Raw genomic sequence first — 22970 nt, forward strand, 5'->3', positions numbered from 1 at the left:
TCGAGTCGGGCTCAGGTCCGGCTCATGTCGGACATCGGACGTTCCTCGCGTTCAGGCAGCGTAGTCCGGGCAGGTGCCCCCTAGCTGCCCCCGTGCAGATCCCAGATCCACACCCCGTCTACCCACTTTCCGGGCCGGTCAAGAAGGCCATCCACCGTCTCCCGCAGCGCGGCGTCGTGCTTCTGCGGCGCGAGGACCAGTACGCCCGCGTTCCAGTACGTCAGATCCTCGCGCGCCGCCCTGCGCCAGGCGTCTGTTATCTGCGGGGCGCGGCCCGCGGAGCGGACGTCCTGGAGGAGGTTCGACGTGTTGCGGGGCGAGGCGCCGTAGATGCCGACGCGGTCGGGGCCCCACGGCCCGTTGAAGTAGCCGCCGGGCAGGCGGAAGTCCAGGTCGGCGGTGGTCTGCCAGTGCAGGGCCTCCGCACCGGTCGGGTCCGGGAGCGGTACCGGTACGAGTGACTCGCCGGCGCCCAGATACTTCTTCCAGGTCCCGTCGGCGATGAACGCGGGGGTCTGCTCCCGCTCCACCGCCCGCAGCGGCGCCGGCACGATCGGCAGGAGCGCGAGGGCGACCGCGGCCACGCCCGCGTACCGCGTGGCCGTCATCCGGTGGGCGGGAGCGAGCAGCCGCGCCAGCGCGAGGGCGATGAGCATGCCGAGCGCCGGGGCGCACACCATCGCCACCCGCGACTCGATGACCGACTCGAAGAGGGGTGCGTGCGCCAAGGGCGCCCACGGCCCTGGGAGCACGACCTCCGTCATGGGGATGCGGAACTTCGGGCCGAGGGAGAGGAACGCCGCAGCGATCGCCGTGAACGCCAGCGCCTTCACCACCGCCCGCTCCCAGAGACGTACGACGATCGCGAAGGCGAGGGCGATCAGGGGCCAGCCGTAGAAGGCGTTCTGCTCGGTGGGGTTCTGGGCGAGGGCGCGCGCGGCCTGCTCGCTGCCCGCGAGCGAGCGCTCCGAGAAGGAGAGGAGCGCGAGCGGGCTGTTGCCCGCGCCGTCGCCGTGCAGCACGCTCGTGTAGCTCTGCGGGCCGAAGAACTGCCAGTAGAGGGGAAAGGCGACCAGCGGGACAGTGACCGCCACGGCCACTCCGAGGCCGCGCGCCAGAGGCCGGATCGCCGCCCTCGCCACATCCTTGCGCGCAATCCCGTACGCCGCCGCGAACAGCAGCAGGCCCAGTGCCGCGAGCAGCAGCGGCTCCTCGCCGAGGAAGATCTGATAGGTGGTGAAGAGGCCGAGGACGACTCCGTCGCGTACGACCCTCGTGCCTGTGCCTGTGCCTGTGCCTCTGCCTGTGCCCGCGCCCTCGTCTGCGTCTTCGCCCTCACAGAGCCGCAGCGTCCTGTCGATGATCAGCGGGATCATGAACAGGACCATGAAGTTCGGGTGCGCGTGGGCGTGGCTGATCATGGGTGGCGCGAAGGCGGCGAGCGCCGCGCCGACGGCTGCCGCGCCCCGGTGACGTACGAGGCGCTTGAGGATCAGCCAGTACCAGGCGACGGCGGTCGCGGCCAGGCCCAGTGTCATCGCCGCGTTCAGGGCGACGGCAGGCCCGAAGAGCCAGGTCACGGGGGCGAAGGGGACGGAGAGGCCGAGCATGACCGTGTTGGCCATGAGGTTCACGCCGTCGGGATAGTTCTGGAGGGTCGTGAAGAGGGGGTTGTGGAGGTGGCGGATGTTGTCCGCCGTCACCGCGAAGAACCACTCCCACTGGTTCTGGTCCTGGAGGGAGTCCGGGAGATAGCGGTCGTCCGGCGCGATCAGGCGGCCCGAGTAGAGGACGACGGCCATGGACAGGAAGATCGCCGCGACGAGCAGGTCCCTCCGGGGGACGGTGCGGATCTTCAGCGAGGTCAGTTCGGCCAGGACCTTCACGTAGTCGAACGGGCGGACCTTCGAGCCCTCCTGGTGCGCCCAGCGCACCGGCACCTCGGCGACCGGCCAGCCGGAGCGGTGGAAGTACTGCAGTATCTCGACGTCGATCCCCCAGCCGCGGAGGCGGGACGCGGCGAAGGCCTCACGGGCACGGTCGCCGTCGAAGAGCTTGAAGCCGCACTGGGTGTCGCGGACTCCGGGGACGGCGACCGTACGTATCAGGAAGTTGCCGGTACGGCCGAGCAGTTCACGCAGGCGGTGCTGGTGGCTCTCGATCGTCGCGCCGGGGCGGGCGCGGGAGCCGATCGCGGCCGTGTGGCCGTCGGTGAGCGCCTTGTCGAGGCACTCCAGTTCCTCGATGGGAGTGGCGAGGTCGGCGTCGGTGATCAGTACGCGGTCGCCGCGTGACGCGAGGACGCCCAGGCGCAGGGCGTGGCCCTTGCCGAGGTTGCGGGGGGAGCGGATGAGCTGGACGCGGGGGTCCGAGGCTTCGGCGTCCGCGGCGATGTCGAGGGTGGCGTCGGTGGAGCCGTCGTCCACGACGATCAGCTCCCATCGGGCGCGGGCGCCTTCCGTGGAGCCTTCCGCGGCGCCTTCCGCGGAGCTCCGCGTGGAGCCCTCAGCGCCGTCCAGGTACGCGCGGATCGCGGCGAGCGTGGGAGCCAGGCGCCGTTCCTCGTTGTAGGCGGGGACGACGACCGTCAGGTCCACACTCATGCAGCGGCCGCGAGACGTTCGATGAGGGCGAGCGAGTGCACGTTGTACTCGGCGATGATCGCGTGCGCGGCCTCGGGGTCGCGGTGCGCGAGGGCGTCGACGAGCTCGGTGTGCCGGGCCCAGAGGGTGCCGCGCAGGTCGCCGTCGCCGTGTTCGACGGCGCGGCGGAGGTAGGTGACGGCGCAGACCCAGGACTGGACGCGGATGCGGTGCAGGAAGTCCGAGAGGTAGGGGTTGCCGAAGAGGGCGCTGAGCTCGCGCCAGAAGCGGAGGTCGTAGCCGATGAGGACGTTCAGGTCACCCGCGCAGGCGGCGCGGGCGGCTTCCTCGCCTCGGCGGCGTACGGACAGGAGCGCGGCGGAGGCCTCCTGCTGGGGCTTGGGTCCCAGCGGGGTGCCTTTCCTCGCGAGGTCGCGGAAGATTCCGTCGGCGACGAGTCTGCGGGCCTCCAGCATGCCTCGGTAGTCCGCCAGGGAGTGCTCGCGGACGCGGTAGCCGCGGTGCTGGTCGGCGTCGAGGAGGCCTAGCGCCGCGAGGTTCACCAGGGCCTCGCGGACCGGGGTCGCGGAGACGCCGTACTGCTCGGCGATCTCCTTGACCGTGAACTCCTGACCCGGCTCCAGACGGCCGCCGAGGATCTCGTCACGCAGCGCGTCGGCGATCTGCTGGCGCAGAGTGCTGCGGATGACGGCGGGGCCGTCGGTGCCGGGCATCTGGGTTCCCTCGTGGAGTCGTTTTGGCGGTCGTCGTCTTGCTTACGAGCACGTCAGACTACGCGGTCGGGGTTCTGGGGAGGCGGGGGCGATTCCTTGGCCGGGGGCCTGGTCGCGGGGTTGGGGGCCTGGTCGCGAGGTCGGGGGCCTGGTCGCGAGGTCGGGGGCCTGGTCGCGAGGCCGGGGGCCTGGTCGCGAGGCCGGGGGCCTGGTCGCGAGGCCGGGGGCCTGGTCGCGAGGCCGGGGGTCGATCCCGTGGCCGGGGCCACCCCCTGGGCGGGGCCGATCCCGAGGGTGGGCCCGATCCCGAGGGTGAGGGCCTGTCGCGGGTGCGGGGGCCTGTCGCGGGTGCGGAGGCCCGTCGCGGGTGCGGAGGCCTGTCGCGGGTGTGGGACGTTTCTGTCCGTGCCGCCGCTCCGCTTCGCGTCGGAGCTGTCCCGCCCACCCGGCCGATTACCCGAGGTCATGGGTGGATGGGAGGGAAGATCCGTCGCGAAGGGGCGGACAGTACAGGGCCGGCCGGTCCTGACCCGGGTCAGGACGCGTGTTCGTCCGCCACGGCAAGCGCGGCGTCAAGCGCCGCGAGGCCCTCCTTCGCCTCCGTGTCCGTGATGTTGCACGGGGGCACCACGTGGGTGCGGTTCATGTTGATGAAGGGCCACAGGCCCTGCTTCTTCGCGGCGGCGCCGAACGCGGCCATCGGGGCGTTCGCCTCGCCCGTGGCGTTGTACGGGACGAGTGGCTCGCGGGTCTCCTTGTCCTTGACCAGTTCCAGGGCCCAGAACATGCCGAGGCCACGGACCTCACCGACGCTCGGGTGCCGCTCGGCGAACTCCGCGAGGGCGGGGGCGATGATCTCCCTGCCGACGCGGGCCGCGTTCTCGATGACGCCCTCGTCCTCCATGACGTGGATCGTCGCCACCGCGGCTGCGCAGGCCAAGGGGTGTCCGGAGTACGTCAGACCGCCCGGGTAGGGCCTCCGGGCGAACGTCTCCGCGATGGCGGAGGAGATCGCGACGCCGCCGAGCGGGACGTAGCCGGAGTTCACGCCCTTCGCGAAGGTGAGGAGGTCGGGCACGATGCCGCCGTCGAAATGATCGGCGGCGAACCACTTGCCCGTACGCCCGAAGCCCGCCATGACCTCGTCCAGGACGAAGACGATGCCGTGCCGGTCGCAGATCTCGCGTACGCCCTTGAGGTAACCCGGCGGCGGGATCATGATGCCCGCCGTGCCGGGGACGGATTCGAGGATGATCGCCGCGACCGTCTGCGGGCCCTCGTAGGCGATGGTGTCCTCTAGGTGCTGGAGCGCGCGCTCGCACTCCTGCTGCTCGTTCTCGGCGTAGAAGGGGCTGCGGTAGAGGAACGGCGCCCAGAAGTGGACGACGCCCGACGTGCCGTTGTCGGAGGCCCAGCGGCGGGGGTCGCCGGTGAGGTTGATGGCGGTGGAGGTACCGCCGTGGTACGAGCGGTAGGCGGAGAGGACCTTGGGGCGGCCGGTGTGGAGGCGCGCCATGCGGGTCGCGTTCTCCACGGCCTCCGCGCCGCCGTTGGTGAAGAAGATCTTGTCCAGGTCGCCGGGGGTCCGCTCGGCGATGAGGCGTGCGGCCTCGGAGCGGGCTTCCACGGCGAAGGCGGGGGCGAAGGTCGTCATCTCCGCCGCCTGCCGCTGGATCGCGGCGACGACCTTCGGGTGCTGGTATCCGATGTTCGTGAAGACGAGGCCGCTGGTGAAGTCGAGGTAGCGGTTGCCTTCGTAGTCCCAGAAGTACGAGCCCTCGGCGCCGGCTACGGCGAGGGGGTCGATCAGCTCCTGTGCGGACCAGGAGTGGAACACGTGGGCGCGGTCCGCGGCCTTGACGGCGGCGCCGACCTGGGGATTCGGCTGAGGGGTCATGTGGGCGAGGGTAAATGTCCACGGTGTGGACGGGGTATGGGCGTTCCGTTTCGTGGCGGCGCGGGGTACTGGACAGTGTGTCGGGCTCCCGGGTGGCAGGGCCTCCGTACCCCGGCGGGGTGGGCTTCTCGTTCACCGGCGGGGTGGGCTTCTCGTTCACCGGTACGGGTGTCGGGGCGTCGATCCTCCCCGGCCCAGCCCCTTGCCTCAGTTGCCGCCATCACCGGGTTCACCGGGTTGACCGAGTTCACCGGGTTCGTCCTCGAACGCCGGACGGCCTGAGATGCCGGACCCGTCCCTCAGCCGGGACTAGTCATCCGAATCCGCCACCACCTTCGCCCGCGGCGCCCCGCCCTCCCCGCAGCGGATCTCGTACGGCAGATCGTCCTGATCGTCGTCGTCGCTCGGCTCCGCCTCCAGGCGGGCCACCGCGGCCGGGCCCCGTTCCACGTCGTCGTCGATGTGGAAGCCGTCCGCCGGGCTCCACGAGACGAGGTAGACCGTTCCGTCCGCCCTGCACTCGACCGTCGCCGTCCCGCCCGTGAAACGCAGGGTGGAACGGTCGGACGCCTCCTTCGAGGGGGAGCTCGGCGTACTGCTGGACGCGGACGGAGACCCGGACGGAGACCCGGACGGAGACCCGGACGAAGACGATGACGTCGAAGGAGACGGAGACGGAGTCGCAGACGCAGACGCCGACGTCGCCGCCAGCGCTCTGCGTACCGCCCCCTCGTCCAGCGGACGGCTGTGCGCCGCTCCCCCGCTGTCCGAACTGGCCAGCTGCCAGGCGCCCAGCGCCCCCGCGGCCGTACCCACGCCCACCCATGCCGCGGTCACCACCGCGTTCCGCCACTTCCTCATCCGGACACTGTGCCGCACCGTTTCCTAACGCCCGGTTAAGGGCTGCCCAAAGGCACTGACTACGGTGGATGTATGGCCCATCTTCTCGTCGTGGAGGACGATCCCCAGCTGCGCGGTGCCCTGGTGCGCGCCCTGCGCGACAAAGGGCACGCCGTCGCCACCGCGCCCAGCGGCATGGCAGGCCTGGACGCGGCGGTCACCCACCGCCCCGACCTCGTCGTGCTCGACCTGGGTCTTCCGGACGTGGACGGCGCCCAGATCCTGCGCATGCTCCGTGCTGTCAGCGACGTACCCGTCATCGTCGCGACCGCACGCGACGACGAACCGGAGATGGTGGCGATCCTGGAGGACGGAGCCGACGACTACATCATCAAGCCGTTCGGTGCCGCCCAGCTGGACGCCCGTATCAAGGCGGTGCTGCGCCGCCTCGGCGCGACCGAGGTGGCCGAGGAGCCTCTGCGGGTGGGAGGCCTCGCCATCGATCCCGCCTCCCGCGAAGTCACCCTCGACGAGAGCCCGCTGGACCTCACCCCCCGCGAGTTCGAGCTTCTCGCCTACCTCGCCCACCGACCCGGCCAAGTCGTCTCCCGCCGCGAACTCCTGGCCGAGGTGTGGCAGCAGCCCCTCGGCGGGGCCGACAAGACCGTCGACGTCCATCTCTCCTGGCTCCGCCGGAAACTGGGCGAGACCGCCCAAGCGCCCCGCTACCTCCACACCGTCCGCACCGTGGGCGTAAAGCTGACACCCCCGGAAGGACCGTCCGAAGAGCCCCCCGAAGAACCCCCCGCAGACCAAGGCCCCGGGGCCCGCTGATGCGCCGCAGTCTTCTCCTCCTCACCGCCGCCACCACCGCCCTGGTGCTCACCGCCCTCCTCGTCCCCCTCACCCTCCTCACCCGCACCCACGCCGCCGACCGCACCACCGCCGAAGCCACCGCCCGCGCCCAGTGGGTGGCGCACGCCATCGGGCCCGACCTCGCCACCTCGGAGGAGCGCGAGACCGCCGAGCAGACCGTGGAGAGCGTCAACGCGTCCGATCTGCCGAACACGTCACTCGTCTTCGCCGACGGCACCGTCATCGGTCCTGATCCCCGGCATCAGCAGGCCCACATCACCGAGGCCGTCCGGCTCGCCCGCACCGGTCGCGCCTTCACCTACGAGCCCTCCACCGGCGGCCGTGAGGTCCTCGTCCCCGTGCAGGGCGCCGCCGACGGCACCGCGGTCGTCCAGGTCACCCTCACCGAGCGCCAGCTGTACGCGGGGACCATGACCTCCTGGCTCGTGCTCGCCGGGATCGGGGTCGGCCTCGTACTCATCGGGCTGCTCCTCGCCGACCGTCTCGGCGCCCGTCTGGTCGGCGCCACCAGGCGCCTCGCCCGCACCGCGGACCGTCTCGCCGCCGGTGACCTCACCGCGCGCGCCACGCCCGAGGGCCCGCCCGAACTCCGGCTCGTCGCAGGTCAGCTCAACCACCTCGCCACCCGCATCGACGAACTCCTCACCGCCGAACGCGAGAACGCCGCCGACCTCGCCCACCGCCTCCGCACCCCCGTCGCCGCCCTCCGCCTGGACGCCGAGACCCTCCGCGACTCGGAGGACGCGCACCGTATCGCCGCGGACGTCGCGGCCCTCGAACGCAGCGTCGACGACGTGATCCGTAAGGCCCGCCGCCCATTCCGGGACGCCCCTTACGCGGACCTGGCCGCCGTGGCCCGCGAACGCGCCGCTTTCTGGCTGCCCTTGGCGGAGGATCAGGGGCGGGAGACCGAGACGTCGACCCAGCAGGGAACCCACCCGGTGCCCGTCCCCGAGGACGACCTCACCGCCGCCATCGACGCCCTCATCGGCAACGTCCTCGACCACACGCCCCAGGGCACCCCGTTCCGCATCACCGTCCGTACCGACCCGGCGGGGCAGGCCCAGCTCGTCGTCGCCGACGAAGGCCCCGGCCTCCCCGCCACCTACGCGGCGGAACGCGGCTCCAGCGGCGGTGGCTCCACGGGGCTCGGCCTGGACATCGCCCGCCGCACGGCACAGACGGCGGGCGGCACCTTCGACATGGCGTCGGACGCCAACCACGGCACCCGGGTGACCCTCACCTTCCCGCAGGCACCGCCGCGGCCCGCGGAAACGCGACCCGGACGGAACGAGCCCACCGGTTGACACCCAACTCGGGGCGCAGCGCGGCGAAACCGCCGCAGTACTTCGTGAAGTCCGCGGCCCGCACCCCGTACCGGTGAAGGACACGGTCCGCCTCCGTCAGATGCCCCTGCGTCTTGGTCTCCACCAGAACGAGCCCGGAGTCCGCCGCCACCGACCGGCCCGTGGCCACGTCCCGGACGACGAGTCCCGCGTCGCACGTGATGCGCTGGCCGTCGGCGACGAAGGTCGCCCGCTGGTACTCGGTGACGAGGGCCGTCGTCAGGCCGCCCGGCGCCTCGATCCCGTACGACCCGCTCAGCACGCCCCTGAGGAAGCCCTGCCGCTCGGCGTCGAGCACGCGGTCGTCGCCCTCCAGGCGCTGGCGGTGCTTGACCGTCTCGCCGCGCCCGCTCTTCAGCTTGATCTCGAACTGCCGCTCGCCGCTGTCCTGGTAGACCCGCTCGCGGATGCGGTAGCGCAGCCGCCTGCCCTGCCGGTGGTGGTGGTAGGTAAGGAGCTCAGGGGTGTCGTAGTACGTGGAGTGGTAGTTGAACCAGCGCTTTCCGCCGATGCTCAGCGCCCGGAAGGGGCCGGAGGCGCGGCGCGGGTCCGTGAGCAGCGCCGCCAGGTCGTCGAAGATCTCGACCGGCACGAGATAGCTGTTGTCGTAGCGGGCGAGCAGCTCCGCCCGGGCGTTGACCTCGTCGAGCGAGATGGGGTGCGCGGCGAGCGCGGCTCGTCCGATGGCGCGTACGGCGGGGTTCACACGGTCTCCTTCTGGTGGGGGACGGCAGGCGTGCGGGACCGGGTCGTGCGGCGTCGTGGTTCCGTACGTAGGAACTCCCCGGCCCTCTCGGAAGGTTCCGGTTGCCGGAAGCGGACTTCCAGAACCATCAGGTCTCGGACGTAATCGACTTCCTGGACGGTCCAGCCGAGCGGCTCTCCCAGGCGCCGCGACAGTTCGGCACGGAGCTCGGTCTCGTCGCGGTACACGGCGTCCAGGGTGATGACGGTCCGGCGGTCGCCTGCGAAGAGGCGGGGGTGGTCGGCGACGTACATCACCAGGAGCAGCACGGCGGCGAGCCCGGCGGCGACCGGCAGGTCGAGGCCCGGAAGGCCGCAGAGGAGGCCGAGTACGAGGGTGATGAAGTAGTACGCCACTTCCTGGTGCTGCAGCGCGTCCGAGCGGAGCCGCACGATCGAGAGCACTCCGAAGAGCCCGAACCCGAGCGCGAGCCCGCCGTTGCCGCCGGCGCTCGCGAGAGCGGAGACGACCGCGAAGAGCGCGACGTTCAGGGCGAGGTAGGCGGGGACCAACTCGCGTCTGCGGTGCCGTGGGTAGAAGACCCCGAAGGTCAGAAGGGTCACGGCCACCAGGTCGAGGCCGAGGTGGGCGGCCATCTGCCCGAGGTTTTCTGCGCTGTCCATGACCAGAACGCTAGGGAACGGCGGGTTAAGGGCGCCCCCAGTGGGAGTTAACGAGCCGGGCGCTCTCACCGCCGCCTGGCGGCAGGTGCTCGGTGCCTCCCCGCCTGAGACCCTGCCCGTCGCCGCAATCGCCCGCGCGATGGGCGTCACCCGGCAGAGCGTGCGGCGCGTCGCCGATCTCCTCGCGCGGCGCGGCCTCTCCCGGCTCATGCGCAACAACCCGTTACGGAGCCGTAGCGGGCGGTACGTGCCCCGATGTCGGACCACGCGACTATCCTCGATCTGTTGCACACCAACGGGGGAGGTCGGGGCGACGATGGAGAAGCTGGGGCTCGGGGATCCACCGCGAATAGGCGCCTATCGGCTGCTCGCGCGGCTCGGCGCGGGCGGCATGGGGCACGTCTATCTGGCGCGATCCGACCGGGGACGTACGGTCGCGGTGAAGCTGGTGCGTGAAGAGCTCGCCGAGCAGGAGGAGTTCAGGAACCGCTTCCGGCAGGAGGTGCAGGCGGCGCGGCGGGTCGGCGGCGCGTGGACGGCGCCGGTGCTCGACGCGGACACCGATGCGGCGATCCCCTGGCTGGCCACGGGATATGTCGCGGGGCCCTCGCTCCAGAGCGTCATCTCGCGCGACCACGGGCCGCTGCCCGAGCGGTCCGTGAAGATACTGGCGGCCGGGCTCGCCAACGCCCTCAAGGACATCCACGCGGCGGGCCTCATCCACCGCGACCTCAAGCCGTCGAACGTGCTCGTCACGATCGACGGACCCCGCGTCATCGACTTCGGCATCGCCCGCGCCCTCGAAACGGTGACCGACGGCGGCCTGACCCGCACCGGCGCCCTCGTCGGCTCGCCCGGCTTCATGGCGCCCGAGCAGGTGCGGGGCGACCGGATCACTCCGGCGTGCGATGTGTTCTGCCTGGGTTCGGTCCTCGCGTACGCGGCTTCGGGCGCGCTGCCGTTCGGCACGGCCAACAGCGGCGTGCACGCGCTGATGTTCCGTATCGCGCAGGAGGAGCCGAATCTGGAGGACCTTCCGGAGGAGCTGGCCGAGCTGGTCGGCGACTGCCTGCGCAAGAACCCCGCGGACCGCCCTTCGCTGGAGCAGCTCCTCGAACGGACCGGCGCGCAGGACACGCTCGGCGACGGCGGCCGGACGCGGGACCCGTGGCTTCCGGGCGCGCTGGTGGCCCAACTCGGCCGCCATGCGGTGCAGTTGCTCGACACGGAGGATCCGGACGAGGGCGGGGACGGGGGCGGGAGCGGGGGCGGGGCCAAGTCGCCGTCCGTCAACGGATCCAAGGGGGCGGTTCCGCCGGTGTCGCTCGCGCCGCCGAAAGACCTGGCCACGGGGGGCGAGGGCGCCGCGCCCAAGTCCGCCGAGTCCGGAGCTGGCGCTGGCGCTGGCATTGGTGATGGTGCTGGCGCTGGCGCGCCCGGAACTGGAGCCGCCGGAGCCGGGGCCGCTGCGGCTGCGGCTGCCGCTGCCGCTGCCGGAAACGGAGCCGACTCCGCCCCCACTCCCGCTCCCACTCCCACCGCCGCCCCCGCCGACGGCGACACCCCGCCCCCGCCCGGAAGACCCGGCGAGGCCCCGCTCGACCACCTCCCCACGATGATCGCCGGCCAGGCACCGCGCCCCACACCCCCACCGGGCCCGGCGTACGGCTACCCCCAGCAGCACCCCCAACAGCAGCCTCAGCCCCAGCAACACCCTCAGCCCGGCTACGGCTACCCCCAGCAAGGCCCGTACGGCCCCACCCCGCCCTACGGCCCCACACCCCCGTACGGCCCGCTCGTCCACCCCCAGCCCGAGCCCCCGCGCCGCAACAGTCGGTCCACCGCCGCACTCATCGCGGTGGCCGTCATAGTGGCCATAGGAGCGGGCGGCGCGGTGTACGCGGTGATGAAGGGCGACGGCACCACGAAGGCGGGCGCCGCGAACTCCAAATCGCCGTCCAACAGCGCCCCTTCGACGCCGGGCACACCGTCCGACGACAAGGCGACGGAGCCCGAGAACCCGCCCACGTCCCCCGCGTCCAAGGCCGGGGAGGGCACGGTCCCGGACGAGTTGCTCGGCACCTGGAGCGGCTCCATCGAGAACAACCTGGGCCACAACACCCGCCGGCTCGTCCTCCAGCAGGGCGAGGTCGGCGACACGGTCATCTCGATCACGGCGGACGGACCGACCGACACGGGCGGCACGTACCACTGCGTGTTCCAGGGCAAGTTGGAGTCGGCGAGCGGCGACACCCTGCGCATCGGGCCGACGGACGTGATCGTCGGCCAGCCCGCGACCTCCTGCACACCGGGCAAGGCGAGCACGGTCACGCTGCTCTCGGACGGCAGGCTGCACCGCGAGAACACCGGCACCGACAAGGGCCTGACGTACGACAAAGAGGGCTGAGTACGCCGCGGAAGGCAGAAGGGGGCGCCCCGGATGAAGCCGGGGCGCCCCCTTCCTCGTACAGCGAAAGCCGCTAGATGAACGAGTTGATCTCGATCGTCTCCGTGCGGCCCGGACCCACGCCGATCGCGGAGATCGGGGCGCCGGACATCTCCTCCAGGGCCTTCACGTAACCCTGCGCGTTCTTCGGCAGGTCGGAGAAGGTCTGTGCCTTGGTGATGTCCTCGGACCAGCCGGGGAAGTACTCGTAGACCGGCTTCGCGTGGTGGAAGTCCGTCTGGTTGTACGGGAGTTCCTCGACGCGCTTGCCGTCGATCTCGTACGCCACGCAGACCGGGATCTGCTCCCAGCCCGTCAGGACGTCCAGCTTCGTGAGGAAGAAGTCCGTCAGGCCGTTCACGCGGGTCGCGTAGCGGGCGATCGGCGCGTCGAACCAGCCGCAGCGCCGGTCGCGGCCGGTGGTGACGCCGCGCTCGCCGCCGATGCGGCGCAGGTCCTCGCCGTCCTGGTCGAAGAGCTCGGTCGGGAACGGGCCCGCGCCGACACGCGTGGTGTACGCCTTCAGGATGCCGATGACGCGGCTGATCTTCGTCGGGCCGACGCCCGTACCCGTGCAGGCGCCGCCCGCGGTCGGGTTCGATGAGGTGACGAAGGGGTACGTGCCGTGGTCCACGTCCAGGAGCGTGCCCTGGCCGCCCTCGAACAGGACGACCTTGTCCTCGTCGAGCGCGTCGTTGAGGATCAGCGTGGTGTCGGCGACGTACTGCTTGATGTTCTCGCCGTGCTCCATGAGCTGCTCGACGATCTGGCCGACCTCGATGGCGCGGCGGTTGTACAGCTTGGTGAGGAGCTGGTTCTTGACCTCAAGAGCCGCCTCGACCTTCTGCTCCAGGATCGACTGGTCGTAGAGGTCCTGGACGCGGATGCCGGTGCGGTTGATCTTGTCGGCGTACGTCGGACCGATGCCGCGGCCCGTCGTGCCGATCTTGCGCTTGCCGAGGAAGCGTTCCGTCACCTTGTCGACGGTCACGTTGTACGGCGTGATGATGTGCGCGTTACCGCTGATCAGAAGCTTCGACGTGTCGACGCCGCGCTCGTTCAGACCGCTCAGCTCGGAGAGCAGGACCGACGGGTCGACGACGACTCCGTTGCCGATGACGGGCACGCAGTCCGGGGAGAGAATCCCGGAAGGGAGGAGATGCAGCGCGTACTTCTGGTCGCCTACGACGACCGTGTGGCCGGCGTTGTTGCCGCCCTGGTATCGCACTACATAGTCCACGGAGCCACCGAGCAGGTCGGTGGCCTTTCCCTTGCCTTCGTCACCCCACTGAGCACCGAGCAGCACAAGTGCGGGCACAGGCGTACACCCCTTCCGGGCGGGGCATGTCCAAGGTCTAGGGGCCGTAGCCGCCGTATGGGTGTGCCTTGGATGCTGCCCCGGAATAGACGAAGCCCCTGGCGCAATAGCGCAAGGGGCTCTTGCACAAAGATGCTACCCGAGGACTAAAGAAAGGGCGCACGTTGTCGGCTCGCGACCAGCTGCTAGTCGTCATCGACCCGGTCGCCCGGCGCACGGACGGTGAGTCGGTACGGATCGCGAAAGATGTCTTGGGCGCGGGTGCGACCGCCCGCATCTGCCTGCCGGAAGGACCGGAGGAGTTTGCGAAAGCCCTGGCCAGAAGGGGTGCGCGGCGCCCCGTAGTGATCGGTGACGACCGGGCGCTGCTGCGCGCCGTCGCGGTCCTGCACCGCGAGCGGGAGCTCGAATCGTGTGTGGTCTCGGTCGTTCCGGTGGGAGCGTCCCAAGCTCTTTCGCGGTCGCTGGGAGTGCCTGCGGGGGCCGTCGCCGCGGCCCGGGCGGTGCTCGAAGGGGCCGAGCGGCGGCTGGATCTGCTCGTCGACGACAGCGACGGGGTGGTCCTCGGGAATCTGCGGATCCCGCCCGTCGCCTCTTCGGGTTCTTCGCCTTCGGCTTCTTCGGGTTCCTCGGGTTCTTCGGGTTCCTCGGGTTCCTCGGGTTCCTCGGGTTCCTCGGGTTCGGCCTCAGCCTCGGACCCGGGCTCCGGCTCCGGCTCCGACTCCGGCTCCGGCTCCGGCTCCGGCTCCGGCTCCGGCTCCGGCTCCGGCTCCGGAGGGACGGTGGTGGACAACCACCCCTGGCTTCGTACGTGCCAGTCGCTCGTACGCACCCTCGCGCACCCCTCGCGCGTCGCGTCGGCGCCGGGACCCGCGCCCGTCCGGCTGCGGGTGGAGGCGGACGGGGTGCTCGTGGTGGACCTGGACCAGCTGGTGCAGGGGGTCTCGATCAGTACCGGGGCCGACGGCCTCGCGCAGGTCGAGGTCAGACCCTCCTCGGTGGGCGCCTCGCCGCAGGTCCTGCGGGTGCGGGCGCGGACGATCACGGTGTCCGGGCCGGATTTCCGGTACCGGGCGGACGCCGTGGTCGGGGGGCCTGTGCGGACGCGGACGTGGTCGGTGCGGCCCGACGCCTGGGGCTTGATGCTGCCCAGGTGACCGTGACCGCCGCGGGGTGGGCAGGGGGTTTTCAGCGCCCCCCCTGCGACCTACTCGCTCCTCGCTCCTCGCTACTTGCTACTTGCCGAACAAGGTCTCCCGGTGCACCCGCCACCGCTCCAGCATTCCCGCGATCTCGTGCTCGACGAACTCGAAGAAGGCCAGCGTCTCGGCCATGCGTCGGCCCGCCGGGGTGTCGGCGCCCAGGCTGGTGACGCCGTCGTGCAAGGCGCTCTCCCAGCGCTTGAGCACGCCGTCACGGTTGGCAAGCGCCTCGTACCACTGGTTGCTGTGCACCCGGAAGAGGTCCCGCCGGGAGCCGGGTTCACGCTCCCTTGCCACCATGTGCTGCTGCGTGAGATAGCGGACCGCGCCCGACACCGCCGCCGGGCTCACCCGCAGTCGCTCCCCCAGCTCCGCCGAGGTCAGCGCGCCCGAGTCCGACGCGAGGAGCGCGGCGAAGATCCTCGCGGGCATCCTCGGCATGCCCGCCTCGACCAGCTGCGCGGCGAACTGCTCCACGAAACGTGAGACGACCTCGTCGTCACGTCGCGCCTCTTGCTTGGACTCGTCGGGCATCTCCCGATCATCTCCCTTGCTCCGCCGGACGTGATCGAGTTTATACGCTTCCTTAACTTCACAAGTTTGTGAAAATAGCGTACGTTCTGAAACATGACGAAGGCAATCACTGTCTCCGGACTGCACAAGTCGTTCGGACGGACGCACGCGCTCGATGGCCTCGATCTCGACGTCGAGACCGGCGAGGTCCACGGCTTCCTCGGCCCCAACGGTGCCGGGAAGTCCACGACCATCCGGGTCCTCCTCGGCCTGCTCCGCGCCGACTCCGGAGCCGCCCAGCTCCTCGGCAAGGACCCGTGGAGCGATGCCGTCGAACTGCACCGGCGCGTGGCGTACGTACCGGGCGACGTCACGTTGTGGCGCAACCTCTCCGGCGGCGAGGTCATCGATCTCTACGGGAAGCTGCGGGGCGGCCTCGACCAGGCGCGCAGGGCCGACCTCATCGAGCGGTACGAACTCGACCCGGCCAAGAAGGGGCGTACGTACTCCAAGGGCAACCGGCAGAAGGTCGCCCTCGTCGCCGCCTTCGCCTCCGACGTCGACGTGCTCATCCTCGACGAGCCCACATCCGGGCTCGACCCGCTCATGGAGGAGGTCTTCCAGAGCTGCGTCGAGGAGGAGCGGGGCCGGGGGCGGACGATCCTGCTCTCCTCGCACATCCTCAGCGAGGTGGAGACGCTCTGCGACCGCGTCAGCATCATCAGGAAGGGCCGGACCGTCGAGAGCGGTTCGCTCGCCGGCCTGCGCCACCTGACGCGGACCAGCGTCACCGCCGAGCTCGCGGGACCGCCCGACGGGCTCACGCGGCTGCCCGGCGTCCACGACGTCGACGTGTCCGGGAACCGCGTCAAGCTCCAGGTCGAGACCGACAAGCTGGACGCGGTGCTGCGTACGCTCGCCGACTCCGGGGTCCGGTCACTCCTCTCCACACCGCCCACCCTTGAGGAGCTCTTCCTGCGGCACTACCAGGAGGACGTGCGGACCGGCGAGACGGTGTCGCGATGACCGCCGCCGTCGCCGGACCTTCGGGGTTCGCTCCGCGCACCGGCGGATCGGGCCAACTCGCCGGTACGGGAACCCTGTTGAGGCTCGCCCTGCGCCGCGACCGCGTCATGCTGCCCGTCTGGGTCCTCGTCGTCGCCGGCATGGTCCTCTCGATGCCGGGCGCTCTGGAGAAGACATACGCAACGACCGCCGAGCGGGCCGACGCCATGCGGTCGATGAACGCCAACTCCTCGATGCGGGCGCTGTACTCACCCGTGTTCGGGGACTCCATCGGGGCGCTCTCCGCCTGGCGCATCGGCGTCTACGCCGCCATCCTCGCCGCCGTGATGAGCCTGATCATCGTCGTACGGCACACGCGCGATGAGGAGGAGACGGGGCGCCAGGAGATGATCTCCGCCGCGATGGTGGGGCGGCGCGCGCCGCTGACCGCCGCGCTGCTCGCCGCGTTCACGGCGAACGCGGCCGTGGGTCTCCTCATCGCCGCCGGGATGGCGGGGCAGGGCTCGGGCGGGGCGCTCGCGCTGGGGCTCGGCGTCGCGGGCACCGGCATGCTCTTCGCCACCATGGCGGCGATCGTCGCCCAGCTCACGGAGAGCGCGCGGCTCGCCAAGGGCCTCACGTCGGCTGTGCTCGGCACGGCGTACGTGCTCAAGGCCGCCGGTGACGCGGGGACGCGGGGCGGCGAGTCCGTACTCACCTGGATCTCACCGCTCGGGTGGGTGGAGAACCTCCGCGCCTACGCCGGTGAGCGGTGGTGGGTGCTGCTCCTGATCGCCGCCGCGATCGTGGCGCAGGGCGCCCTCGCGTACGACCTCGCCGGGCGGCGCGACGTCGGCATGAGCTTCCTGCCGACCCGGCCGGGCCCCGCGAAGGGCCGCCTCGCCACGGCGGGCGCGCTCGCGTGGCGGCTGCAGCGCGGCAGCGTGCTCGGCTGGATGCTCGGGTTCCTGGCCGCCGGTGTCGTCTTCGGCGGGATGGTCGACGGCGCGGCGGACATCGTCGGCGGCAACGAGAACACCCGCGACATCATCGAGCGGATGGGCGGCCAGTCCGGCCTCACGGACGCCTTCCTCGCCACGATGGTCGGCATACTCGGCATGGTCACCTCGCTGTACGTGGTCGCTTCGGTGCTGCGGCTGAACGCCGAGGAGACCTCGCAGCGGGCGGAACCTGTCCTGGCCAACGCGGTGGGGCGGCTCCGGTGGGCCGCGGGCCATCTGGTCATCGCCTTCGGCGGCGCGCTGCTCCTGATGCTGGTGGGCGGGCTCGGTCTCGCCGTCGGGTACGGGCAGGACCTCGGGCCGATCATGGGCGCGTGCCTGGTGCAGGTGGCCGCGATCTGGGCGCTCGGCGGGTTCGCGGTGCTGCTCGTGGGGGCGTTCCCCAGGGCCGCCGTCGCCGCCTGGGCGGTGGCCGGGGTCTGCCTGGCGATCGGCTGGATCGGCCCCGCGCTCGGCCTTGCGCAGGCGGCGCTGAACGTCTCCCCCTACGGACACCTCCCGAAGCTGCCCGGCGGGGGCATGGAGTGGGCGCCGGTGGTGGTGCTTCTCACCATCGCGGCGGTGCTCGTCGCGGCGGGGGTCGCGGGGCTTCGGCGCAGGGACATGATCAGTTGACGTCGGCCTGTGAGTCGGCCTGCGAAAGGACGGCGCCCTGGGCCCGGGGCGAAGCCCGCAGCGGCGTCCGGGGCGAAGCCCGCAGCGGAGTCCGGGGCAAAGCCCGCAGCGGAGTCCGGGCCGAAGCCCGCAGCGGCGTCCGGGGCTCCGAAGTACCCCCGCGTAGTACCTGCGACGGACGCCGCAGAACCCGTCCAGGAGGGGACGACCTCCACCCACGGCACCCGTACCTTCGTAAGCGTGACTGACGCGACCAAGACCGCCACCAGCAGTACCCGAAGCCCGGAGCACCGCATGGCCGTGGGCGCGATCGCGGGGCTCCGCCAGGACCTGATCCGTGACGCCTTCGCCTACCGCCCGATGCCGCCGATGCGTACGGACGGGCCGGTGAGCCGACGGCTTCCGGCCCGCATACGCCCCTACGCCGCCTGGATCCCGCACGCCGTGGTCGCGATGGCCGCCGTCCTCGCGTACTCGGCCGCCCCCGTCAGCGGCAGCGGGATGGGCGCCGTACTCACCGGCATCCTGCCTGCCGCCGCCGTCCTCATGACCCTGATGCGGCCCGTCGGCGCCTGGTGGTTCTCGCTGGCGAGCACCCCGTTCATCGCCGTGATCGCCCCCAGCACGGACGGCTGGCCGTGGACCGACAGCTCGTTCATCTCGCACATCACCGTCATGACGGTGGTCGCCGTGCGGACCCGTCCGCGTGCCGCCGCGTGGATGTGGGCCTGCACAGCCGCCTACGGCGTCTTCGTCGAGGTCTTCACGGGTTCGAGCGCGTACGGCAGTGACCTGCCCCAGATGCTCTTCTTCTCCGCGCTCGCCCTCGTCACCGTCTCCCTCCTGCACGTCCGCCGCGAGGCGCAGCGAGAGGTCAGCGTCGAGCGGACGGCCACCGCGATGGAGCGCGGCAAGCGCACGCTCCTCGAGGAGCGGACGACGATCGCGCGCGAGCTGCACGACGTCGTCGCGCACCACATGTCGGTGGTCGCCATCCAGGCGGAGGCCGCGCCCTACCGCGTCGAGAACCCGCCGCCCGAGCTCGAACAGGCGTTCATCACCATCCGTGAGAACGCGGTGGCCGCGCTGACCGAGCTGCGCCGCGTCCTCGGTGTCGTACGCGCGGAGGACTACGAGGCGCCCGACGCCCCGCAGCCCACCCTCGCCGACCTCGACCGGCTCATCGCGAACGTCGGCGAGACCGGCCTGAACGTCGAGAAGGTGATCACCGGCGCGGTCCGCGAACTCCCGCAGGGCGTCGAGCTCTCCGCGTACCGCATCGTCCAGGAGGCGCTGAGCAACACCCTGCGCCACGCACCCGGCGCCACGGCCCGCGTCGAGGTCGGCTACGTCCTGGGCGGCCTTGGCCTGCGCATCGTCAACGGCCCGGCGACCGGCCTGGTCAAGCCGTCGCCCGGAGCGGGCCACGGCCTCACCGGCATGCGTGAGCGTGTCACGATGCTGGACGGCGAGATGACGACCGAGAACACCCAGGACGGCGGCTACGAGGTCACCGTGTTCCTGCCGGTCGCGTCCGCGCCGGAATCCGATGGAGGCCAGAAGTGACGATCCGCGTACTGATCGCCGACGACCAGATGATGGTCCGCGAGGGCTTCTCCGTCCTGCTCAACGCGATGCCGGACATCGAGGTCGTGGGCGAGGCGGTCAACGGCCGCGAGGCGGTCGAGCGCGTGCGCGAACTCAAGCCGGACGTCGTTCTGATGGACATCCGCATGCCCGAGCTGAACGGCATCGAGGCCACCCGGGAGATCGTCGCGGCGGACGTCGAGTCGAAGGTCCTCGTCCTGACCACCTTCGACCTCGACGAGTACGTCTACCAAGCGCTGCGCGCGGGCGCCTCCGGCTTCCTCCTGAAGGACGCGTCAGCGCGCCAACTCGCGGACGGCGTGAAGGTGGTGGCGGCCGGCGAGGCGCTGCTCGCGCCCTCCGTGACGCGCCGCCTCATCACCGAGTTCTCCAAACTGGGCGGGACACCGCGGCTGTCGGCGACGGTCCAGGCGCAGCAGTACGGCGAACTCACCGAACGCGAGACGGAGGTGCTGGTGCTCGTGGCCCAGGGCCTGTCCAACTCGGAGATCGCCTCGCGCCTCGTGGTCGCCGAGTCCACGATCAAGACCCACGTGAGCCGCGTCCTGGTGAAACTGGGCCTGCGGGACCGTACACAGGCGGCGGTCTTCGCGTACGAGGCAAGGCTGGTCACGCCGGGCTGACCCCGACTACCGTCCTTCCATGGACGCCGCCAACGCCCCCATCGCCACCTTCGCCCCCTGGTCGCCGGAGTTCATCGCCGATCCGTACCCGGCCTACGCGCGACTGCGGGCCGCCGGGCGGGTCCACCACTTCGAGCCGACCGACCAGTGGCTGATCCCGCACCACGCCGACGTATCGGCGCTGCTGAGGGACCGGCGGCTCGGGCGGACCTATCTGCACCGCTTCACGCACGAGGAGTTCGGACGGCAGTCGCCACCGCCCGAGCACGAGCCGTTCCACGTCCTGAACGACAACGGCATGCTCGACCTGGAGGCGCCGACCCACACCCGCATCCGGCGCCTGGTGTCCAAGGCGTTCACACCGCGCACGGTGGAAGAGCTCAGGCCCTACGTCGAGGGCCTCGCCGACCGGCTCGTACGGGATCTGGTGGCCGACGGGGGCGGTGACCTCGCGGCGCGGGTCGCCGAGCCGCTGCCCGTCGCGGTGATCGCGCAGATGCTGGGCATCCCGGAGAGCGACCGGGACCAGCTGCGGCCCTGGTCGGCCGACATCTGCGGGATGTACGAGCTGAACCCGTCCGAGGAGAGCGCGACGCGGGCGGTCACGGCATCGCTCGAATTCTCGGCGTACCTGCGCGAACTCATCGCGGTGCGCCGCGAGAAGCCGGGCGACGACCTGATCTCCGGGCTCATCGCCGCGTACGAGGACGGGGAGTCCCTGAGCGAGCAGGAGATGATCTCCACCTGCGTGCTGCTGCTCAACGCGGGACACGAGGCGACGGTCAACGCCACCGTCAACGGCTGGTACGCGCTCTTCCGGAACCCCGCCCAGCTGGCCGCCCTGCGCGCGGACCCCGGGGGACTCGGCCCCACCGCAGTGGAGGAGTTGATGCGCTACGACACCCCGCTGCAGTTCTTCGAGCGGTGGGTCCTGGACGACATCGAGGTGGACGGCACCGTGATCCCGCGCGGCAGCGAGGTCGCCCTCCTCTTCGGCAGCGCGAACCACGACCCGGCGGTGTTCACCGCCCCCACCACCCTGGACCTGACCCGCGCCGAGAACCCGCACATCTCCTTCAGCGCGGGCATCCACTACTGCATCGGCGCACCGCTGGCCCGCATCGAACTTGCGGCCTCGCTGGGCGCGTTGCTCCGCAGGGCCCCGGGGCTGCGACTCGCCTCGGAACCCGAGCGCAAGCCGAACTTCGTGATCCGGGGCCTTCAGGAGCTGCTGGTGGAAGCGTGAGGCTCGATCCACATCAGTACCCCGACGGTCTCACCAACCCCGTCTCGTAGGCGAAGACGGCCGCCTGTGTGCGGTCCCGCAGGCCCAGTTTCACCAGGGTGCGGCCCACATGCGTCTTCACCGTCTGCTCGGCCACCACAAGAGCGGCCGCTATCTCCGCGTTCGACAGACCCTGCGCGATGAGGGCGAGAACCTCCGTCTCGCGCTCGGTCAGCGCGCCCACGCGCGTCTTGAGCGGCGTGCGCGGGACCTCGCCGAGCGACGGCGCGTGATCCCGGGCGCGAGCAGCGCGTCACCCGCGGCTGCTCAGCGGGGGCAGCGGCATGGGTGCGAGCGTGCACAACTCCTCGCGGAACGACCGCAGGACGGGCAGCACGACGGAGCCGAAACCCTCACGGCCCGCTCCTTCCGCACTCACCGCACCGTCCGCATTCACCGCCCCGTCCGCACTCACCGCACCCTCCACGCTCTCCCCACCCCGCACAAGATCAACTCTATGCACCCCGCACCGCCTTCGGCTCCACGGTTCCATCCCCGGCCCCACCGGGCCGGTGCACCCTCGCCACCCGCGATCCTCCCCGGCTCCTCCCCCCGGCCCCCTTGCTCGTAGGTCCAGAAGGCCGCCCAGCACACCCCGAGCCCCAGCACGAACACCGGAAGCCAGACGAGGCGGGCCAGGACCCAGCCGAGCCCGTCCGGCACGGTGTGCAGGCCCGGCAGCGGGGCGCCCGCCAGCAGGCCGAGCGCCGTGACCGCCATCAGCGCGGTCTGGTGCCAGAGGTAGACCGTCATCGCGAAGAGGTTCACCACGGCCACCGCGGCCCAGGCGGCGGGCCTCCGCATCCAGCGCCCGAGCGGCTCCCTGAGCAGCGTCGCGAGCCCGCACTGCGCGAGGCCGAAGGTGACGGCGGCGAGGGTCGGAGGGTTCAGGTTCGAGATCGCGGCACCGGGCACACCGACCATCGACGCCGGGTATCCCGCACAGCGGATCAGTCCGGCGGTGGCCACCACGCCGCCCGTGAGCGGCGACGTCCAGGCCGCCGGCCCCCTGGGTGGCGGCGCGACCGCATACGACCGAGCCGTACGAGTGGCAGAGCAGCGAGAGGCGGGCGCGCGGATTGACGGCGCGCAGCGCGCCGACGAAGACCCTGAGCGCCGGCGCCGCTTCCTCCGCGCGCCCGGTCGTCAGGGCGGCAGGGCGGCAGGGCTGACCGTGCCCGGCGTCTCGTAGCCGAGCCAGGCCACGACCGCCGCGTGCGCGCCCAGTTCGCCGTGCAGGGCGACGGCTCCCGCGCGAAACCGCCCGTACGTGTCGATGCCGGTGTCCGAGCCAGGCACCAGGACGGCGACCCGGTCGGCGGCCTTCAGGTCGCCGAGCACCTCGGCGGTCCTGCCCGCGCCCCGGCCGTCGAAGGCGAGGAAGTGGCGGTCCGGCGCGGCCATGGCGCGGAGTCGGCCTGCCCGTCCCCGGTCGCCGTACCGCGCCGCCATCCGCGCGGCCCGCGCGGCGTTCGCGCGGTTCGCGTCGTACGCCGCGTCGAGCGTGCCCGCCGTGAGGGGCGCGAGTTCCGCCGGGGCGGGGGCCGGGACCTGCGGGCGGACGGCGCCCGACACCGGCACGGCGACGGCGCCCGCGACCAGCGCGGCGAGCAGAGTGCGGCTGAGCCGCCCGGCCCGTGGCGTCATGGGTCCTTCCCTTCCAGTTCGTGTCTCTGGAAGGGAAGTTATG

At 71.5% G+C, this 22970-nt stretch carries 20 protein-coding genes and 2 pseudogenes; 10 read left to right on the forward strand and 12 right to left on the reverse strand.

Going from position 1 to position 22970, the window contains the following annotated elements; genetic code table 11:
- Window positions 1-80: 80 nt before the first annotated feature.
- From ACFVXC_RS06980 to ACFVXC_RS06995, 4 genes are all read right to left on the reverse strand, one after another.
- Window positions 81-2603 carry a dolichyl-phosphate beta-glucosyltransferase gene (locus ACFVXC_RS06980; protein WP_389902248.1) on the reverse strand — a complete coding sequence of 841 codons (2523 nt, stop codon included), beginning with the start codon at window positions 2601-2603 and terminating at the stop codon, window positions 81-83.
- Window positions 2600-3316, reverse strand: coding sequence for a GntR family transcriptional regulator (locus tag ACFVXC_RS06985; RefSeq protein ID WP_389902249.1), 717 nt, complete (start codon window positions 3314-3316; stop codon window positions 2600-2602). The genes ACFVXC_RS06980 and ACFVXC_RS06985 overlap by 4 nt, the downstream gene beginning before the upstream one ends.
- Before the next feature lie 535 nt (window positions 3317-3851).
- Window positions 3852-5213, reverse strand: a complete 1362-nt coding sequence (locus ACFVXC_RS06990) for an aspartate aminotransferase family protein (RefSeq protein ID WP_389902251.1) — start codon at window positions 5211-5213, stop codon at window positions 3852-3854.
- Between the two features lie 309 nt (window positions 5214-5522).
- The gene (locus tag ACFVXC_RS06995; RefSeq protein WP_389902252.1) at window positions 5523-5663 is read right to left on the reverse strand and encodes a hypothetical protein; all 141 of its coding nucleotides are present in this window, start codon (window positions 5661-5663) and stop codon (window positions 5523-5525) included.
- Window positions 5664-5754: 91 nt separating this feature from the next.
- Between ACFVXC_RS06995 and ACFVXC_RS07000 the strand changes: the two genes are divergently transcribed.
- Genes ACFVXC_RS07000 through ACFVXC_RS07010 form a run of 3 tightly spaced genes read left to right on the forward strand, consistent with a single transcriptional unit; the run spans window position 5755 to window position 8236 of the window.
- Window positions 5755-6102, forward strand: a complete 348-nt coding sequence (locus ACFVXC_RS07000; RefSeq protein ID WP_389902254.1) for a hypothetical protein — start codon at window positions 5755-5757, stop codon at window positions 6100-6102.
- A gap of 44 nt (window positions 6103-6146) precedes the next feature.
- Window positions 6147-6887 carry a response regulator transcription factor gene (locus ACFVXC_RS07005; RefSeq protein ID WP_389902256.1) on the forward strand — a complete coding sequence of 247 codons (741 nt, stop codon included), beginning with the start codon at window positions 6147-6149 and terminating at the stop codon, window positions 6885-6887.
- The gene (locus tag ACFVXC_RS07010; RefSeq protein WP_389902257.1) at window positions 6887-8236 is read left to right on the forward strand and encodes a sensor histidine kinase; all 1350 of its coding nucleotides are present in this window, start codon (window positions 6887-6889) and stop codon (window positions 8234-8236) included. The genes ACFVXC_RS07005 and ACFVXC_RS07010 overlap by 1 nt, the downstream gene beginning before the upstream one ends.
- Here the strand turns inward: ACFVXC_RS07010 and ACFVXC_RS07015 are convergent.
- Both ACFVXC_RS07015 and ACFVXC_RS07020 read right to left on the reverse strand, forming a co-directional pair.
- On the reverse strand, window positions 8169-8981 hold the full coding sequence (locus tag ACFVXC_RS07015) for a VTC domain-containing protein (protein ID WP_389902258.1): 813 nt from the start codon (window positions 8979-8981) through the stop codon (window positions 8169-8171). The genes ACFVXC_RS07010 and ACFVXC_RS07015 overlap by 68 nt on opposite strands.
- Entirely contained in the window at window positions 8978-9643 is a 666-nt protein-coding gene (locus ACFVXC_RS07020; RefSeq protein WP_389902260.1) for a DUF4956 domain-containing protein, read from the reverse strand. Before ACFVXC_RS07020 ends, ACFVXC_RS07015 begins: the two co-directional genes overlap by 4 nt.
- Before the next feature lie 316 nt (window positions 9644-9959).
- Between ACFVXC_RS07020 and ACFVXC_RS07025 the strand changes: the two genes are divergently transcribed.
- On the forward strand, window positions 9960-12050 hold the full coding sequence (locus ACFVXC_RS07025; protein ID WP_389902261.1) for a serine/threonine-protein kinase: 2091 nt from the start codon (window positions 9960-9962) through the stop codon (window positions 12048-12050).
- Window positions 12051-12123: 73 nt separating this feature from the next.
- On the opposite strand, the gene ACFVXC_RS07030 is transcribed toward ACFVXC_RS07025, so the two are convergent.
- Window positions 12124-13407: an adenylosuccinate synthase gene (locus ACFVXC_RS07030; RefSeq protein ID WP_389902263.1), complete on the reverse strand. Its 1284-nt coding sequence runs from the start codon at window positions 13405-13407 to the stop codon at window positions 12124-12126.
- Window positions 13408-13571: 164 nt separating this feature from the next.
- Between ACFVXC_RS07030 and ACFVXC_RS07035 the strand changes: the two genes are divergently transcribed.
- On the forward strand, window positions 13572-14564 hold the full coding sequence (locus ACFVXC_RS07035) for a diacylglycerol kinase family protein (RefSeq protein WP_389902264.1): 993 nt from the start codon (window positions 13572-13574) through the stop codon (window positions 14562-14564).
- A gap of 78 nt (window positions 14565-14642) precedes the next feature.
- Here the strand turns inward: ACFVXC_RS07035 and ACFVXC_RS07040 are convergent, their stop codons facing one another.
- Window positions 14643-15143 (reverse strand): GbsR/MarR family transcriptional regulator, encoded by a 501-nt coding sequence (locus ACFVXC_RS07040; protein ID WP_389902266.1) that lies wholly within the window; start codon window positions 15141-15143, stop codon window positions 14643-14645.
- A gap of 93 nt (window positions 15144-15236) precedes the next feature.
- Between ACFVXC_RS07040 and ACFVXC_RS07045 the strand changes: the two genes are divergently transcribed.
- From ACFVXC_RS07045 to ACFVXC_RS07065, 5 genes are all read left to right on the forward strand, one after another.
- Entirely contained in the window at window positions 15237-16148 is a 912-nt protein-coding gene (locus ACFVXC_RS07045) for an ATP-binding cassette domain-containing protein (RefSeq protein ID WP_389902268.1), read from the forward strand.
- A complete protein-coding gene (locus ACFVXC_RS07050; RefSeq protein ID WP_389902269.1) occupies window positions 16145-17764 on the forward strand; it encodes an ABC transporter permease in 1620 nt (539 codons plus the stop codon). Before ACFVXC_RS07045 ends, ACFVXC_RS07050 begins: the two co-directional genes overlap by 4 nt.
- A gap of 240 nt (window positions 17765-18004) precedes the next feature.
- Complete coding sequence (locus tag ACFVXC_RS07055) at window positions 18005-19330, forward strand: sensor histidine kinase (RefSeq protein ID WP_389902270.1); 1326 nt, start codon at window positions 18005-18007, stop codon at window positions 19328-19330.
- Window positions 19327-19995, forward strand: coding sequence for a response regulator (locus ACFVXC_RS07060; RefSeq protein ID WP_389902272.1), 669 nt, complete (start codon window positions 19327-19329; stop codon window positions 19993-19995). The genes ACFVXC_RS07055 and ACFVXC_RS07060 overlap by 4 nt, the downstream gene beginning before the upstream one ends.
- A gap of 19 nt (window positions 19996-20014) precedes the next feature.
- Window positions 20015-21241 (forward strand): cytochrome P450, encoded by a 1227-nt coding sequence (locus ACFVXC_RS07065; protein ID WP_389902274.1) that lies wholly within the window; start codon window positions 20015-20017, stop codon window positions 21239-21241.
- Between the two features lie 13 nt (window positions 21242-21254).
- Here ACFVXC_RS07065 and ACFVXC_RS07070 read toward each other — a convergent pair.
- The 4 genes and pseudogenes from ACFVXC_RS07070 to ACFVXC_RS07085 form a co-directional block, all read right to left on the reverse strand.
- Window positions 21255-21544 (reverse strand): annotated as a pseudogene (locus tag ACFVXC_RS07070) (response regulator transcription factor); the annotation flags it as partial.
- Complete coding sequence (locus ACFVXC_RS07075; RefSeq protein ID WP_389903059.1) at window positions 21534-21695, reverse strand: hypothetical protein; 162 nt, start codon at window positions 21693-21695, stop codon at window positions 21534-21536. The pseudogene ACFVXC_RS07070 and the gene ACFVXC_RS07075, both read right to left, overlap by 11 nt.
- Entirely contained in the window at window positions 21692-22249 is a 558-nt protein-coding gene (locus ACFVXC_RS07080; RefSeq protein WP_389903061.1) for a hypothetical protein, read from the reverse strand. The genes ACFVXC_RS07075 and ACFVXC_RS07080 overlap by 4 nt, the downstream gene beginning before the upstream one ends.
- Before the next feature lie 13 nt (window positions 22250-22262).
- Window positions 22263-22927, reverse strand: a pseudogene (locus tag ACFVXC_RS07085) (alpha/beta hydrolase); the annotation flags it as partial.
- Between the last annotated feature and the right edge of the window lie 43 nt (window positions 22928-22970).

Origin of the sequence: Streptomyces sp. NPDC058257, assembly GCF_042881845.1 — a bacterium.
GTDB lineage: Bacteria > Actinomycetota > Actinomycetes > Streptomycetales > Streptomycetaceae > Streptomyces.

Bases quoted from the DNA above. Each gene is read 5' to 3' on its own strand.
- ACFVXC_RS07040 (WP_389902266.1), bottom strand. From the start codon at position 15,143: ATGCCCGACGAGTCCAAGCAAGAGGCGCGACGTGACGACGAGGTCGTC.
- ACFVXC_RS06980 (WP_389902248.1), bottom strand. From the start codon at position 2,603: ATGAGTGTGGACCTGACGGTCGTCGTCCCCGCCTACAACGAGGAACGG.
- ACFVXC_RS06990 (WP_389902251.1), bottom strand. From the start codon at position 5,213: ATGACCCCTCAGCCGAATCCCCAGGTCGGCGCCGCCGTCAAGGCCGCG.
- ACFVXC_RS07045 (WP_389902268.1), top strand. From the start codon at position 15,237: ATGACGAAGGCAATCACTGTCTCCGGACTGCACAAGTCGTTCGGACGG.
- ACFVXC_RS07020 (WP_389902260.1), bottom strand. From the start codon at position 9,643: ATGGACAGCGCAGAAAACCTCGGGCAGATGGCCGCCCACCTCGGCCTC.
- ACFVXC_RS07050 (WP_389902269.1), top strand. From the start codon at position 16,145: ATGACCGCCGCCGTCGCCGGACCTTCGGGGTTCGCTCCGCGCACCGGC.
- ACFVXC_RS06985 (WP_389902249.1), bottom strand. From the start codon at position 3,316: ATGCCCGGCACCGACGGCCCCGCCGTCATCCGCAGCACTCTGCGCCAG.
- ACFVXC_RS07025 (WP_389902261.1), top strand. From the start codon at position 9,960: ATGGAGAAGCTGGGGCTCGGGGATCCACCGCGAATAGGCGCCTATCGG.
- ACFVXC_RS07065 (WP_389902274.1), top strand. From the start codon at position 20,015: ATGGACGCCGCCAACGCCCCCATCGCCACCTTCGCCCCCTGGTCGCCG.
- ACFVXC_RS07005 (WP_389902256.1), top strand. From the start codon at position 6,147: ATGGCCCATCTTCTCGTCGTGGAGGACGATCCCCAGCTGCGCGGTGCC.
- ACFVXC_RS07010 (WP_389902257.1), top strand. From the start codon at position 6,887: ATGCGCCGCAGTCTTCTCCTCCTCACCGCCGCCACCACCGCCCTGGTG.